The organism is Dyella subtropica (assembly GCF_026283965.1).
GTDB classification, from domain to species: Bacteria; Pseudomonadota; Gammaproteobacteria; order Xanthomonadales; family Rhodanobacteraceae; genus Dyella_D; species Dyella_D subtropica.
On sequence record NZ_JAPDPD010000012.1, the window covers coordinates 1 to 14632 of the forward strand.

Annotated in this window: 11 protein-coding genes and 1 riboswitch; of the genes, 5 read left to right on the forward strand and 6 right to left on the reverse strand. The window is 64.5% G+C overall.

What is annotated here, in order from left to right; all coding sequences use genetic code 11:
• Window positions 1–440 precede the first annotated feature (440 nt).
• Together OUZ45_RS11655 and OUZ45_RS11660 are read left to right on the forward strand one after the other, a co-directional pair.
• The gene (locus OUZ45_RS11655; RefSeq protein ID WP_266170259.1) at window positions 441–638 is read left to right on the forward strand and encodes a hypothetical protein; all 198 of its coding nucleotides are present in this window, start codon (window positions 441–443) and stop codon (window positions 636–638) included.
• Window positions 639–645: 7 nt separating this feature from the next.
• On the forward strand, window positions 646–1515 hold the full coding sequence (locus tag OUZ45_RS11660) for a prohibitin family protein (protein WP_266170260.1): 870 nt from the start codon (window positions 646–648) through the stop codon (window positions 1513–1515).
• 56 nt (window positions 1516–1571) lie between these two features.
• Here OUZ45_RS11660 and OUZ45_RS11665 read toward each other — a convergent pair whose 3' ends face one another.
• The 5 genes from OUZ45_RS11665 to OUZ45_RS11685 form a co-directional block, all read right to left on the reverse strand.
• Window positions 1572–2582: a ribonucleotide-diphosphate reductase subunit beta gene (locus OUZ45_RS11665; RefSeq protein WP_266170261.1), complete on the reverse strand. Its 1011-nt coding sequence runs from the start codon at window positions 2580–2582 to the stop codon at window positions 1572–1574.
• Window positions 2583–2742: 160 nt separating this feature from the next.
• Window positions 2743–5148 carry a ribonucleoside-diphosphate reductase subunit alpha gene (locus OUZ45_RS11670; RefSeq protein ID WP_266170419.1) on the reverse strand — a complete coding sequence of 802 codons (2406 nt, stop codon included), beginning with the start codon at window positions 5146–5148 and terminating at the stop codon, window positions 2743–2745.
• 265 nt (window positions 5149–5413) lie between these two features.
• Window positions 5414–5626, reverse strand: a riboswitch (cobalamin riboswitch).
• Window positions 5627–5748: 122 nt separating this feature from the next.
• On the reverse strand, window positions 5749–6132 hold the full coding sequence (locus OUZ45_RS11675) for a peptidase C13 (protein ID WP_266170262.1): 384 nt from the start codon (window positions 6130–6132) through the stop codon (window positions 5749–5751).
• A 73-nt stretch (window positions 6133–6205) separates the two neighbouring features.
• Window positions 6206–7324: a cell division protein ZapE gene (gene zapE, locus OUZ45_RS11680; protein WP_266170263.1), complete on the reverse strand. Its 1119-nt coding sequence runs from the start codon at window positions 7322–7324 to the stop codon at window positions 6206–6208.
• 37 nt (window positions 7325–7361) lie between these two features.
• Complete coding sequence (locus OUZ45_RS11685; RefSeq protein ID WP_266170265.1) at window positions 7362–8048, reverse strand: alpha/beta hydrolase; 687 nt, start codon at window positions 8046–8048, stop codon at window positions 7362–7364.
• 57 nt (window positions 8049–8105) lie between these two features.
• Here OUZ45_RS11685 and OUZ45_RS11690 point away from each other — a divergent pair, with 57 nt between their 5' ends.
• Window positions 8106–8702: an acyl carrier protein phosphodiesterase gene (locus OUZ45_RS11690; RefSeq protein ID WP_266170266.1), complete on the forward strand. Its 597-nt coding sequence runs from the start codon at window positions 8106–8108 to the stop codon at window positions 8700–8702.
• Between the two features lie 247 nt (window positions 8703–8949).
• On the opposite strand, the gene OUZ45_RS11695 is transcribed toward OUZ45_RS11690, so the two are convergent.
• On the reverse strand, window positions 8950–9471 hold the full coding sequence (locus tag OUZ45_RS11695) for a c-type cytochrome (RefSeq protein ID WP_266170268.1): 522 nt from the start codon (window positions 9469–9471) through the stop codon (window positions 8950–8952).
• Between the two features lie 373 nt (window positions 9472–9844).
• Here OUZ45_RS11695 and OUZ45_RS11700 point away from each other — a divergent pair, with 373 nt between their 5' ends.
• Window positions 9845–11089, forward strand: coding sequence for an efflux RND transporter periplasmic adaptor subunit (locus tag OUZ45_RS11700; RefSeq protein ID WP_266170269.1), 1245 nt, complete (start codon window positions 9845–9847; stop codon window positions 11087–11089).
• 175 nt (window positions 11090–11264) lie between these two features.
• A complete protein-coding gene (locus OUZ45_RS11705) occupies window positions 11265–14510 on the forward strand; it encodes an efflux RND transporter permease subunit (RefSeq protein ID WP_266170270.1) in 3246 nt (1081 codons plus the stop codon).
• Window positions 14511–14632: the final 122 nt, after the last annotated feature.

A 14632-nucleotide genomic window follows, 5' to 3' on the forward strand; every position in this document is an offset into this window, starting at 1 on the left:
CGCAAGCAAGGGAGGGAGCACGGTGTCGCGAGCTCTTGGCTCCTCCCCTTGCTTGCGACGCGAAGCTAGTCCCGTGGGACAGGGGAGGCTGGGGAGGGGTAAGCCCTTGCGACACGCTGTCCCGTTCGCGCAACACGCGCGCCCCTACGCACAACGTAACTACATATCAAATTCGCGCCACTCCAAATTTTCGAGAGTAGAATCCGCCGCCATCACCATCCACCTCGCGCACCGGAGTGCGCATATGAAGACTCTCGACGTTCGTCGCTGGCTTCCTTCCCCGCGCTGTTTACCGCAGCGGACTCTCGCGCTGTCGCATCGGGCTATGCCCATCTAGTCCACGCCCTTCGGCGCAACGTCCATCGAATCAGCAAGTGCTTCGGCCTGGCCCGAAGGTGTGCTTGCGCATCCATTCCTCATGATCCCACCGGAGTCCTGTCATGCAGATGCTGTTACTGCGAGCGGCGCGCAGCCCGTGGCTGCTGGTTGCGTGCATCGCTCTCTACGTCGGCTTTATCGGCCCGCCACTGATCTCCGCTACGAGCACGTTCGCCGTGGTCGTGGGATTGATGCTGTTCGGCCTGCTTGCGGCATGGACCTATCGCTTCCTTCGCCGCGTTCTTCGTCACAAGGAATGATCGAATTATGAAACGCCCATTGATGATGTGCCTCGCGCTTTCGACTTTGATGCTCGCTGCTTGCGACAAAGTGCCGGCGGGTAATGTCGGCGTGAAGTTCCAGATGTACGGCGACGGCAAGGGCTCGCTGCAGGAACTGCCGCCGGGGCGCTATTGGGTGGGTTGGGGCTATGAGATGTATACGTTCCCAACCTTCACCCAGACTTACACGTTCAGTCGGTCGGCGAACGAAGGGCGCCCGGTGGATGAGTCGCTGAGCTTCCAGACCGCGCAGGGATTGATCGTGAATGCCGATGTCGGCATCACGTATCGCATCGATCCGGCCAAGGTGACGCTGATCTTCCAGAAGTATCGCAAGGGTATCGACGAGATCACCGATGTCTATCTACGCAACATGGTTCGCGACGCCTTGGTGAAGGAAGCCTCCAGCCTCGACATCGAATCCGTCTACGGCAAAGGCAAGGCGCGCCTGATCGAAGCCGTGCAGAAAGACGTCGCCGATGAAGTGGCGCCGGTCGGCATCGTGGTGGAGAAAATCTACTGGGTAGGCGAGCTGCGTCTGCCGGACAACGTGGTGCAGTCGATCAACGCCAAGATCCAGGCGACCCAGATGGCGGAACAACGCCAGAACGAGGTGGCCCAGGCACAGGCCGAAGCGCAGAAGGTGGAGGCGGAAGCCGAAGGCAAGGCGCAGGCTCAGCTGACCATCGCTCAAGCGGAGGCGAAAGCGATTTCGCTCAAGGGTGAAGCGTTGCGCCAGAACCCGAACGTGGTGCAGATGTCGGCGGTTGAGAAATGGGATGGCCACCTGCCGACGTACAACGGTGGCGGGGCACTACCGTTTGTGAATGTGACTGGCGCTACGGCGACCAAGTAAGCGGAAACGCGAAGTGGAGGGTTGAGGACGCGAACCGGCCTCAACCCTCTGCGACGTCAGAACGACATATCGAACGCGACCTCGCCTTCGACGCCCACCTGATACGCGGACACGCGGCGTTCGAAGAAGTTGGTTACTTCCTGCACGTCCTGCAGGTCCATGAAGTCGAACGGGTTCTTGGCGCCGTATTTCTTCGGCAGGTCGAGCTGGGTCAAACGCTGATCGGCGCAGTATTCGAGGTACTGACGCATTTCCTTGGCCGAGAGACCGGCGACGCCACCCGAGAGCACGTCCTCGGCGAACTGCGTTTCGCAGGCGATGGCGTCTTCCAGCATCTGTTCCACTTGTTCGCGCATGCTCTCGTCGAACAGATCGGGTTCTTCCGCACGCACGGTGCGCACCACTTCGAAAGCGAAGCCCATGTGGCCGGATTCATCGCGGAACACCCAGTTGGTGCCCGACGCCAGGCCATGCAGCAGGCCACGCGAACGCAGGAAGTACACGTAGGCAAACGCGGCGAAGAAGAACAAGCCTTCGATGCACGCCGCGAAGCAGATCAGGTTGAGCAGGAACTGGCGGCGCTGTTCGCGCGTTTCCAGCCGCTGCAGGTTCTGGATGGAGTCGATCCACTTGAAGCAGAACTCGCCCTTCTGGCGGATCGAGGGGATGTTCTGGATCGCGTCGAACGCCTTGTGGCGCTCGGTGGGATCGGGAATGTAGGTGTCCAGCAGCGTCAAATAGAACTGCACGTGCAGCGCTTCTTCGTACAGCTGGCGCGACAGATACATGCGCGCTTCCGGCGCGTTGATGTGCTGGTACAGATTCAGCACCAGGTTATTGGCCACGATGGTGTCGCCCGTGGCAAAGAACGCCACGAGGCGATGGATCAGGTGACGGTCCGCATCCGACATCTTCGACTTGAGATCGGTAACGTCCAGCGAGAAGTCCACTTCCTCCACCGTCCAGGTGTTCTTGATGGCGTTGCGGTACATCTCGTAGAACTCGGGGTAGCGCATGGGGCGCAGGGTGAGTTCGAAACCCGGGTCGAGGATGTGTTGGGTGGACATGGTGTTCCTTGATAGAGGAGCAGAGCGCTTTTCTCCCTCCCTTGCGCGCAGCAGGGGAGGGCCGGGATGGGGTGAACCCCGCGAGCCTTGCAACGTCGCCGCAAGGGCTTACCCCCTCCCAACCTCCCCCTGCTTGCAGGGGGAGGAGCTACGGCGTGACTTACTGGCAGGCTTCGCAGTACTCGGGGTTTTCGAGTGAGCAGAACACCGCCGCGTTGGCTTGGTCCTGATCGACTAGCGGCGCTTCGATCTTCGCCGTCGGAGCGGACACCGTGGTCTTGGTGATCTTGGTCGCCGGACGCGAGCGCAGGTAGTAGGTGGTCTTCACCCCCGACTTCCACGCGTACATGTACATGGAACTGAGCTGGCCGATGTTCGGGTTCTCCATGAACAGGTTCAGCGACTGGCTCTGGTCGATATACGCGCCGCGTGCGGCGGCCAGGTCGATCAAGGCCTTCTGCGGCAGCTCCCACACGGTGCGGTAGATCTGGCGCAGGCGTTCCGGGATCGCGGGGATGCCCTGGATGGAGCCTTCGGCCAGTTTGATCTGGTCGCGGACTTCCGAGGTCCACAGGCCGAGCGTCTTCAGCTCGTCGACCAGGTGGCGGTTGACCACCAGGAAGTCGCCCGACAACGTCTCGCGCTTGAACAGGTTGCTCACCTGCGGCTCGATGCACTCGTAACAGCCCGCGATCGACGCAATGGTGGCGGTTGGTGCAATCGCGATCAGCAGCGAGTTGCGCAGACCGTGCTGCTTGATGCGCGCACGCAGGGCTTCCCAACGGGCGATGTCGTGCGGCGTGGCTTGCTGCCAGTAGTCGAACTGCAGTTCGCCATTCGCCGCGCGGCTCTCGTCGAAGCCCGGATGTGCACCGGCCTGCTCGGCCAGTTCGTTCGACATCGATAGCGCGTTGAAATAGATCTCTTCGGCGATGCGCGTGGACAGTGCCAGCGCCTCGGTGGAGTCGAACGGCAGGCGCAGCTTGAAGAACACGTCCTGCAGGCCCATCACGCCCAGGCCGACCGGACGCCATTTGCGGTTGGCGGTAGCGGCGGTATCGATCGGGTAGAAGTTGAGATCGATCACGCGGTCGAGCTGGCGCACCGCGGTGCGCGCGGTGGCGGCGAGCTTCTCGAAATCGAACACGCCGTCCACGACATGGCGCGCGAGATTGATCGAGCCCAGGTTGCACACCGCCGTTTCGCTGGCGTTGGTCACCTCGAGGATCTCGGTGCACAGGTTGGACAAGTGGATGACGTTCTCGGGTTTGGCCGTCTGATTGCTGGTCGCGTTGCTGCGATCCTTGAAGGTCATCCAGCCGTTGCCGGTCTGCGCCAGGGTACGCAGCATGCGGGCATACAGCTCACGCGCCTTGACCTTCTTCGTGGCGAGACCACTGGCTTCGGCTTCGCGATAGGCACGCTCGAAAGTCTCGCCCCAGCTGTCGACGAAGTGCGGCACGATCTTGGGATCGAACAGCGACCAGTCGCCGTCGCTTTCGACGCGGCGCATGAACTCGTCGGGAATCCAGTTGGCTAGGTTGAGGTTGTGCGTGCGGCGCGCTTCGTCGCCTGTGTTGTCGCGCAGTTCGAGGAATTCCTCGATGTCCGCGTGCCATGGCTCCAGGTACACGCAGGCAGCGCCCTTGCGCTTGCCGCCCTGGTTCACCGCGGCGACCGAGGCGTCCAGCGTCTTCAGCCACGGCACCAGGCCGTTGGAATGGCCGTTGGTGCCCTTGATCAGCGAGCCGCGCGAACGCACGCGCGAGTAAGCCAGGCCGATGCCGCCGGCGAACTTGGACAGCTTGGCCACGTCGCCGTACTTCTCGTAGATCGACTCCAGCGAGTCGGTCGGCGAGTCGAGCAGGAAGCAGGAGCTGAGCTGTTCGTGCGAGGTGCCGGCATTGAACAGCGTGGGCGAGCTGGCGATGTATTCCAGCGACGACAGCAGGCGGTACAGCTCCAGCGTTTCGCCGATTTCGTTGCCGCCCAGCGCGCAGGCGATGCGCATGAAGAAGTACTGCGGCGTCTCGATCACCTTGCGCTGCTGTGGGTGACGCAGCAGGTAGCGGTCATACACGGTGCGCAGGCCGAAGTACTCGAAGCGGCGCGTGGCATGCACGTCGATCGCGTCGTTGAGCTTGCGTGCGTTGGCCGACACGAAGTCGCGCAGGCGACTGTTGAGGATGCCAAGCTCGCCACCGCGCGCGATGGACTGCGAGAAGCTCTGGATTTCCTGGCCGCTCACTTCCTTGTCGATATAGGCGCCGAGCAGGCGCGCGGCGAGCTGGCCGTACTCGGGTTCCTCGGCGGTGAGCGCGGCGGCGGTGCGGATGGAGAGCTCGTCCAGCTCGCGCGTGGTGGCGCCGTCGTACAGGCCGCCGATGGTCTTCAGCGCCACGCGTAGCGGGTCAACCGCGTGCAGGCCTTCGCCTGCGCGGGTCACGGCGCGCACGATCTTGTTGACGTCCACCACTTCCTGGCCGCCATTGCGCTTGGTTACGCGCATCTGGCCGGGGTTGTGCGGCGGGGTGAGAGCAAACGGGGTTTCCGCGATCGCTTCCATCGTCGCGGGCGGGTGGGTGGCAGGGGCCGCCTCGGTGGCGGGGAAAGCGGATGCGTCTGCGCGATCGTCAGTGCGTTCGCGCGAGTCGGTGTCTATCGTTTGCATGGGGGCATCGCTCCAGGCCTGAGATTTGTTCGTCAACTACCTGCTCCTGCGCGCAGGGGCTGAGACGATGGTGGTTTTCGCGGACGGTCGTTCGGCAGGGCAGCGAGCCCTGCGCCACGACGCGCCTCCCCGCGGAAGCCGCCATCACTCACCACGGCGCTCAGGCCGAGGTGTGTCGGCAGGTCTTCGGACTCGCGGACATGGGCTTGGAGCCCGGCCTACTCGCTCCCGCTTCCCAGCCACGGAGGGCCAGTGCGATGGGGGCTTTCGTTTCCGCTTACCGCTGCGGGGCAGTTCCGGATTTGCACCGGATTCCCTATTAAGCCAATCCGACCGTAGGTCTGAGAGAGGCACCGACGGGGCACAACATATCGGGGAGTTTGGGTTCGGTCAACCCAAGAGGTTGTGCATAAGCCCGTGGATAAGTCGTGTAGGAGCCGGCCGGACGGGGCTTTGCGAGGGCCGAGAAATTTTTCTCGCCGGGTTGCCGGGGCGTCAGGGCGTAATGCTGAAATCCACTTCGATCGGATAGGGCGCCGGGGTCGCAGGCGGCGCCGGCAGCTTCCACGCAGCGAACTTGCTGAGCAGGCAGGTGGCCACGTCGGTGGTCGGGCGCACTTCGACCCGGCCGAGCGTGCCGTCCGTGTGCACATCGGCCACCAGGGTGAAGGGGGCCTTGTTGGCCTTCGGCAGGGTGGCGATGCAGCCCTTGAGCGCGTCGGTGGTGGGGTTGCCGATCTGGTCCCACAACTGCTTCTGGTAGGCCGGGCCGGTGGCGCTGGCTTCGGTCAACTTGGCCTGGGTGACCCGTGTTGTGAAGTCGTCGACAGGCGTATCGACGGGGGCGGACAGCAGGGCCAGGATCAGCAGGCTGGACATGGCGGGTTCCGGGTCACTAGGAAGGGGCTCACGTTACCAGCATGGCTGGATGACGTGGCGGTGCGATGGCGTTTCAATCGGCGCGGTGTTCCGACGCGAGGTACTCCTCGCTCTGCATCTCGATCAACCGCGATTCGGTGCGGCCGAATTCCGCGCGCAAACGCTCGCCGTCGTACAGATCGGTGATCGGCGCGGCGGCGGAGAGAATCAGCTTCACGTGGCGGTCGTAGAACTCGTCCACCAGCAGCACGAAGCGCCGGGCCGCATCCTCGCTGTACACGCTGAACTGCGGCACGTTGGACACGATCACCGCCGGTCCGGCCTTGGCGATGGCGATGTAGTCCGCCACCGCGCGCGGGCCTTCGCACAGCGCGTCGAAGTCGAACCAAAGGATGTTGTCCGCACGCTTGCGCACGGGAATGGGGCGGTCATTGACGACAATGTCGCCGCTCTCCAGCACCTGGCCCTGGGCCTGGGTGGTGAAGATGCGCGCCAATGCGCGCTCGGCTTCGCTGCTCGGTGGCGTGAAGTACACGGGCGCTTGGGACAGCGCGCGCAGGCGCCAGTCGTGGGAGGAGATCATCTCCAGCACGTGGCAGTTCTTCTCGATCAGCGCGATGGCGGGCAGGAAGCGCGCACGTTGCAGGCCGTCTTTGTAGAGGTTCGCCGGCTGCGTGTTGGAGGTGGTGACCAGGCTCACGCCACGCGCGAACAGCGCTTCCAGCAGCGTCGCCAGGATCATCGCATCGCCGATGTCGTTGATCAGAAACTCGTCCAGGCACAGCACGCGGCAGCGCGCGGCGAGCCCGTCGGCAACGTCGAGCAGCGGATCCCGCCGCTCGCCGAGTTCGCGCAGGCGTTCATGCACTTCGCCCATGAAGCGGTGGTAGTGCCGGCGCAAGGCCACGCCGTGCGGCAGGCTGGCGACGAACAAGTCCATCAGGAAGGTTTTGCCGCGACCCACGCTGCCCCACAGGTACAGGCCGGGCACGGCTTCGCGTTCCTCATTGCCGAGCAGCGATTTCAGACGTCCAAACAGGCCGCCGTTCGAAGCGGGCATTGCCGTAAGGGCCGCATGCATGCGGTCGAACTCGGGCAGCGCGGCCAGCTGCGCCGGATCGGATTCCCAGCGATGCGCGGCAACGCCTTCGTGATAGCGCGCGCTGGGCGCGATCGGCAGGTCTTCACTCATAAGTAGAACAGTCGGAAAGGTGATGACTTAGCTGCGCTCAGTCGCGCGGCGGCGGCAGCCACTCACGCACGGCGTGCTTGATCGCGCCGCGCAAGTCCATCAGGCGGCGGTGGAAGAAATGGCCGGTCTCGGGCATGCGGACCAGCTCGGGCGGCTTTTCCAGACTGTCGATCCAGTCGAACACCGTCTGCGGTTCCACCACTTCGTCTTCTTCGCCCATCACCACCAGCCATGGGCATTGCGGCAGCGCGATCGTTTCGAACGACCAGCGGCCGGCCGGAGGCGCGATGCTGATCAGCGCATCGGCCTCGAGCGCGACCGCGCTGCGCAGCGTGACGTAGCTGCCGAACGAGAAACCTGCGAGCCATAGCGCCTCGCCTGGCCGTACCTTGCGCACCCAGGCCACCACGGCGGCGAGATCGTCGCTTTCGCCGATGCCGTTGTCGTAGCTGCCTTCGGATGCGCCGGTGCCGCGGAAGTTGAAGCGCACGGTGTCGAGCCCGGATTCGCGCAGGCTGCGCTCCACCATGGTCACCACTTTGTTATGCATGGTGCCGCCCTGTGCGGGGTTCGGGTGGCAGATCACCGCCACGCCCCGGCGTGCATCGGGGCGCTCGGCCACGTCGCTGATGGCTTCGAGCTTGCCGGCGGGGCCGGTCAGCGCGAAGCTGGCCGCTTCTTCGGGAAATCGGCTCGGGTCGTTGGGGAAGTCAGTGGGATTCATGCAAGCGATGATAACCGCCACACCGGTTTGCCGCCTGTTGCCGAGGCTGGCGACGCCATGAACCATCTGGCGCACGCCTTGCTGGCGGGCGATGACGAGGGCCTGCGCCTGGGCGGGCTGATGGGCGATTTCGTGCATGGGCGGCCCGATCCGGAGCGGTTTCCAGCCCGGGTGATCGACGGTATCCGCCTGCATCGCGCCATCGACGTGTTCACCGATGCCCACCCGGAAGTGGTGGCCGCCAGGGCGTTGCTGCCAGCGCCCTATCGCCGCTACGGCGGCATCCTGCTCGACATGTGGTTCGACCACGACCTGGCTCGTGATTTCAGCCGCTGGAGCGCGCAGCCGCTGGATGTCTATTCCGACGAATTGCGCGATCTGTTGCACCGGCACGATGCGCTGCTGCCGGAGGGCCTGAGGGGTTTTCGCGGCTATATGGACGCCCACGACCTGCCGGCGGGCTATGCCGATCGGGTGGAGATGGAGCGGGCGTTTCGCGGCTTGTCGGGGCGATTGAGGCGCGAGAATCCGGTGGCGTCGGCGATGCCCGTGCTGATCGAGAGGGATGAGCCTCTGCAGGTGCATTTCGAGGCGTTCTTTCCGCAGTTGCAGGAGTTTGCTCGCGCGTGGATTGCGGGGCGGGAAGGGGCTTGATGCGCCTGCTCCCTCGCCCCTCCGGGGAGAGGTTGGGGTGAGGGGGGCGCTCTTGAGACATGGCGGGTTCGAGGCGGGCTTTGATGGGCGCTTTCGCGAGCACCCGCCCCTCATCCCAACCTTCTCCTCGCTCCTCAAAGCCGGGGCCATCCATGGCCTCTCCCCGCGTGCCCCGGAGGGGGAAGGGGCGAACGAAAAACGCCGCCCAGGGGGCGGCGTTTTGCTTCGACTTTAATTGGAGCGGGGCTTATTTCGCCTGATCCACAATCCAATGTACGGCGTTCTTCACCTGCTCGTCGGTCAGCGACGGGTTGCCGCCCTTGGCCGGCATGAAGTTGCCGTCCGGGCCCTTGTAGCCGTCGGTGGCGTGCTTGACCAGGGTATCCAGGCCTTCGGCGATACGCGCCGACCAGGCACCCTTGTCGCCCAGCTTCGGCGCACCGGCCACGCCAGCGGTGTGGCAGCTGTGGCACAGGTTGTCGTAAATGGTCTTGCCATCGGTGCTGCCGCCGTAGGCGACCTGTGAGGCAGCGGCCTTGGCGGCGGCATCGGCGGCGGCCTGCATGGCAGCGCGGCCGGTGTCGCCCGCGTACACGGCGCTGGCTGGCGCAATGCGTTCGGCGATCTTCTTCGGCGTTTCCGGGTTCACGTCCTTCGGTTCGGCTTCGTAGATGATCCAGGCGCCAACGATCAGCAGCAGGGTCAGCGCACCGAGGCCAGCGATCAGCAACGAGAAGCTGCGCATGAAGCTCTGGTCGGATTTGGTCATGGAACCGCTCACGCAAGTACTCCAGTTCAGTGGGCGAACCGCCGCCCAGTGGGGGCCAGGTTCAGGCAACAAGTCGCCGATTATAGACGAAGGATGAGGCAAGTTTCAGACCCGGCATTTCGTTGGATTTTCAGGTCAGGCCGGCCGGGAACCCGCTCTGGGGCGGGTGGTCTCCAACCGCGGCGGGACGCGGATCGCCGGCAAGTGGCGCTGTTGTGGGATCGCTCCCTGCCATCGGTCATGGCCTACCCCTGTCAACTGGCATTGTCCAATTTCGTTGATCTGCCCCTATTCTTTCATCCGACGTACAAGTCAGGCGCGCATGCTGCGCACGGTGGGGTCGGGTGGCCCGCCATCAATCCAGGAGTTTTTCATGTCGCGTTTTTGGAAGATCGCGCTGATCGTTATCGCCGCGCTCGTGGTGGGAACGGTCGGGTTCCGTCTGATGCACAAGCCAGGCGAGGGTTCCGGTGCGGCTGCCCAGTCGGGCGGCAAGGGCAAGGGCGATGACAAAGAAACCCCGCCGGTGCCAGTCACGGTGGAGCCTGTGGTCAGGAAGGATGTGCCGGTTTACCTGACGGCGCTGGGCACCGTACAGGCGCTCAATACGGTCACGGTGAACCCGCAGGTGTCCGGCCAGCTGCTCAGCCTGAACTTCAAGGAAGGCCAGGAAGTGAAGAAGGGCGAGGTGCTGGCGCAGATCGACCCGCGCACGTTCCAGGGTACCTATCAGCAGGCCGTGGCCAAACGGCAGCAGGACGAGGCCTTGCTCGCTACCGCGCGCAGCAACCTGGCCCGCAGCCAGAACCTCGGCACCCAGGGCTACATCTCCAAGCAGGACATGGACACGCTGCGCAACACCGTGTCGCAGTACCAGGCCACGGTAGCGGCGGACGCCGCCAGCATCGACAACGCCCAGGTGCAGCTCGGCTACACCAAGGTGCTGTCGCCGATCGACGGCATTGCCGGTATCCGCGGCGTGGATCCGGGCAACGTGGTGCTCACCACCAGCAACATCGTCACGCTGACTCAGCTGCACCCGATCAATGTGATGTTCACGTTGCCGGAGCAGAATCTGGAATTGGTGCGTGGCGCTGCGCGCGGCGGTGATCCGCTGGAAGTCACCGCGCTCGACCGCGTCGACGCGCACGCCATTGCTGACGGCGGCGTGCTCAAGGTGATCGACAACCAGATCGATACCACCACCGGCACGTTCCGTCTGAAGTCGGAATTCAGCAACGACAAGGGCGACCTGTGGCCCGGCCAGTTCGTCAACGTGCGACTGAAGGTGCATACGGTCAGCGGCGGTCTGGTGATTCCGTCGCAGGCGGTGCAGCGCGGTCCGGACGGCGACTATGTCTACCAGGTGCAGGCCGACAACACGGTCAAGATGCAGCCTGTGAAGGTGGCCGGCGAAGTCGGCGACAGTCACGTAATGATTGGCGCGGGCCTGAAGGAAAGCGACCAGGTGGTCACCGAAGGTCAGTTCCGCCTGAAGCCGGGCAGCAAGGTCAAGACGCTCAAGCCCGGTGAAGTGCCGGCCGCGCCGACGGCCGAAGAATTGCAGAAGGCCAAGAAAGACGGCCAGGGCGGCGGTCGCCGCGGCGGCGGTCGGTAACGATCGGAAGAGGTGAGGGATGAATAGCGAGAGCGCGACAACCAAGGGTTGTCGCAAGATTTGGAGCTCGCGGCGACGTTTCGAGGCTCGCACCCTCGCCACTCGCTCTTCGTCCCTCTACAGCACGAATGCACATCGGCAGCGCTTGAGCGCGCCATAACGGATGGCCTGACCCATGGGATTTTCCACCCTTTTCATTCGCCGACCGATCGCCACCTCGCTGTTGATGGTGGCGGTGTTGCTGCTCGGCATCCTGGGTTACCGCCAGCTGCCGGTGTCGGCGCTGCCGGAAATCGATGCGCCTAGCCTGGTGGTCACCACCCAGTATCCAGGTGCCAGCGCCTCGACCATGGCGGCCCTGGTCACCACGCCGCTGGAGCGCAACTTCGGCCAGATCTCCGGCCTCAGCATGATGACCTCGGACTCGTCCGCGGGCCTGTCGACCATCGTGCTGCAGTTCGCCATGGATCGCGACATCGACATCGCCGCGCAGGACGTGCAGGCCGCCATCAGCCAGGCCAAGGGCACGCTGCCGAACAACCTGCCGTACCCGCCGGTGTACAACCGCGTGAATCCGGCCGACGCACCGATCCTCACGCTCAAGCTCACCTCCGACAGCTTGCCGCTGCGCGACATCAACAACATCGCGGACTCGATCCTGGCGCAGAAGCTGTCGCAGGTGCAGGGCGTGGGTCTGGTGTCGATCGCCGGCAACGTGCGCCCGGCTGTGCGCATCCAGGTGAACCCGGCGCAGCTGTCCAACCTTGGCCTGACCATGGAGGACGTGCGCAGCGCGCTCACCCAGGCCAACGTCAACGCGCCCAAGGGCACGCTCAACGGCAAGACGCAGAGCTACAGCATCGGCACCAACGACCAGCTGGTGGATGCGGCCGAGTACAAGACCACCATCATCAGCTACAAGAACGGCGCGCCGGTGCGTCTCTCCGATGTCGCCCGCGTGATCGATGGCGTGGAGAACGATCAGCTCGCCGCGTGGGCCAATGGCAAACCGGCCGTGCTGCTCGACGTGCGCCGCCAGCCGGGCGCCAACATCGTGCAGACGGTGGAGCACATCCGCGGCATCCTGCCGGAGCTGCGCAGCGTGCTGCCGGCCGATGTGCATCTGGATGTGTTTGCCGATCGCACCATCACCATCCGCGCCTCGGTGGAGGACGTGCAGTTCACGCTGATCCTCACCATCTGCCTGGTGGTGGCGGTGATCTTCGTGTTCCTGCGCCGCCTGTGGGCCACCATCATTCCGTCGGTGGCGGTGCCGCTGTCGCTGATGGGTACCTTCGGCGTGATGGCCTTCACCGGCATGTCGCTGGACAACCTCTCGCTGATGGCGCTCACCGTGGCCACCGGTTTCGTGGTGGACGATGCGATCGTGATGATCGAGAACATCGTGCGCTACATCGAGCAGGGCAAGAGCGGCAAGGAGGCGGCCGAGTACGGCGCCAAGGAAATCGGCTTCACGGTGCTGTCGCTGACCGTGTCGCTGATCGCGGTGTTCCTGCCGCTGCTGCTGATGCCCGGCGTCACCGGTCGCTTGTTCCATGAGTTCGCATGGGTGCTGACCATCGCGGTGGCGATCTCCATGCTGGTGTCGTTGACCCTGACGCCGATGATGTGCGCCTACCTGCTCAAGCCCGATGCGCTGCCGGAAGGCGATGACGCGCACGAGCGCCACGCCGCTGCGGGCAAGCGTACGGTGTGGTCGCGCACGGTCGATCTGTACGACCACACGCTGGGCTGGGTGCTGAATCATCAGCGCCTGACCATCCTGGTTGCGGCAATCACCGTGGTGGTCACCATCTTCCTCTACATCGTGATTCCGAAAGGCCTGTTGCCGGAGCAGGACACCGGTCTGATCACTGGCGTGGTACAGGCGGATCAGAACGTGGCCTTCCCGCAGATGGAGCAGCGCACCCAGGCTGTGGCCGAGGCGCTGCGCAAGGATCCCGCGGTGACCGGCGTGGCGGCGTTTATCGGCGCCGGCTCGATCAACCCCACGCTCAACCAGGGCCAGCTCAGCATCGTGCTGAAGGACCGCGGCGCACGCGGCGGCCTGGATGAGATCCTGCCGCGCCTGCAGCACGCCGTTGCTGATATTCCCGGTGTGGCGCTGTACCTCAAGCCGGTGCAGGACGTGACGCTGGACAGCCGCGTCGCCGCCACCGAATACCAGTACTCGCTGTCCACGGTGAGTACCACCGAGCTGGCCGGCTACGCCACCCAGATGACCCAGGCGATGCGCCAGCGGCCCGAGCTGTCCGATGTGGACAACAATCTGGCCGACAGCGGCAATGCGCTGAAGCTCACCATCGACCGCGAAAAAGCGAGCCGCATGGGCGTGCCGGTGCAGACCATCGACGACACCTTGTACGACGCCTTCGGCCAGCGCCAGATCTCCACCATCTTCACCCAGCTCAACCAGTACCGCGTGGTGCTGGAAGTAGCGCCGGAGTTCCGCACCAGCCAGGACCTGCTCAACAAGCTCACCGTGCGCGGCAACGGCAACGGCGCGCTCACCGGCAGCAACGCCACCAGCTTCGGCCAGCTCGCCTCGAGCAACTCGGCGACGCCTTCCGGCATCGGCAATACCGGCAATGTCGGCTTCCAGCTCGGCGGCGGCGGCACCATTCCGATCGCTTCGCTGGCCAGCGCGGTGGTTACCAACGCGCCGCTGGTGGTCAGTCACCAACAGCAGCTGCCGGCGGTGACGCTGTCGTTCAACGTGGCGCCGGGCTACTCGCTGTCGGATGCGGTCAAGGCCATTCACGAGATCGAAACGCAGCTCAATTTCCCGGCCCAGGTGCGCGGCCAGTTCATCGGCAAGGCGGCGGAGTTCTCCTCTTCGCTGGGCGACGAAGTGCTGCTGCTGCTCGCTGCCATCGTGGTGATCTACATCGTGCTGGGCGTGCTGTACGAGAGCTACATCCACCCGCTGACCATCATCTCCACCCTGCCGCCGGCCGGCGTGGGCGCGCTGCTGGCGCTGATCCTGTGCGGCATGAGCCTGTCGGTGGATGGCATCGTCGGCATCGTGCTGCTGATCGGTATCGTGAAGAAGAACGCGATCATGATGATCGACTTCGCCATCGAGGCGCAGCGCACCGGCATGAATGCGACCGACGCGATCCGCCGCGCCTGCCTGCTGCGCTTCCGTCCGATCATGATGACCACCGCGGCCGCCATGCTCGGTGCCTTGCCGCTGGCGCTAGGCAACGGTATCGGCGCCGAGCTGCGCCGTCCGCTGGGTGTTTCCATCGTGGGCGGTCTGCTGCTGTCGCAGCTGGTCACCCTGTACACCACGCCGGTGATCTACCTGTACATGGAGCGCTTCTCCGAATGGTTGCAGGTGCGTCGCGAACGGCGCGCGCTGGAGCGCGCTGCCACCGGTGACGGCGCCGCGGCGTGAGGCGACGGCATACCGGCAACGTCGTATCCGGCGTGTCATACGAAGGGGGCGAGACTGAAGGGTCTCGCCCCCTTCGGCGTCAATGGAGTCCGGCCTCCTTGGGCCTGAATCAACCCCACCGT

Bases quoted from the DNA above. Each gene is read 5' to 3' on its own strand.
- OUZ45_RS11700 (WP_266170269.1), top strand. From the start codon at position 9,845: ATGTCGCGTTTTTGGAAGATCGCGCTGATCGTTATCGCCGCGCTCGTG.
- OUZ45_RS11665 (WP_266170261.1), bottom strand. From the start codon at position 2,582: ATGTCCACCCAACACATCCTCGACCCGGGTTTCGAACTCACCCTGCGC.
- OUZ45_RS11690 (WP_266170266.1), top strand. From the start codon at position 8,106: ATGAACCATCTGGCGCACGCCTTGCTGGCGGGCGATGACGAGGGCCTG.
- OUZ45_RS11685 (WP_266170265.1), bottom strand. From the start codon at position 8,048: ATGAATCCCACTGACTTCCCCAACGACCCGAGCCGATTTCCCGAAGAA.
- OUZ45_RS11695 (WP_266170268.1), bottom strand. From the start codon at position 9,471: ATGACCAAATCCGACCAGAGCTTCATGCGCAGCTTCTCGTTGCTGATC.
- OUZ45_RS11675 (WP_266170262.1), bottom strand. From the start codon at position 6,132: ATGTCCAGCCTGCTGATCCTGGCCCTGCTGTCCGCCCCCGTCGATACG.
- zapE (WP_266170263.1), bottom strand. From the start codon at position 7,324: ATGAGTGAAGACCTGCCGATCGCGCCCAGCGCGCGCTATCACGAAGGC.
- OUZ45_RS11660 (WP_266170260.1), top strand. From the start codon at position 646: ATGAAACGCCCATTGATGATGTGCCTCGCGCTTTCGACTTTGATGCTC.
- OUZ45_RS11705 (WP_266170270.1), top strand. From the start codon at position 11,265: ATGGGATTTTCCACCCTTTTCATTCGCCGACCGATCGCCACCTCGCTG.
- OUZ45_RS11655 (WP_266170259.1), top strand. From the start codon at position 441: ATGCAGATGCTGTTACTGCGAGCGGCGCGCAGCCCGTGGCTGCTGGTT.
- OUZ45_RS11670 (WP_266170419.1), bottom strand. From the start codon at position 5,148: ATGGAAGCGATCGCGGAAACCCCGTTTGCTCTCACCCCGCCGCACAAC.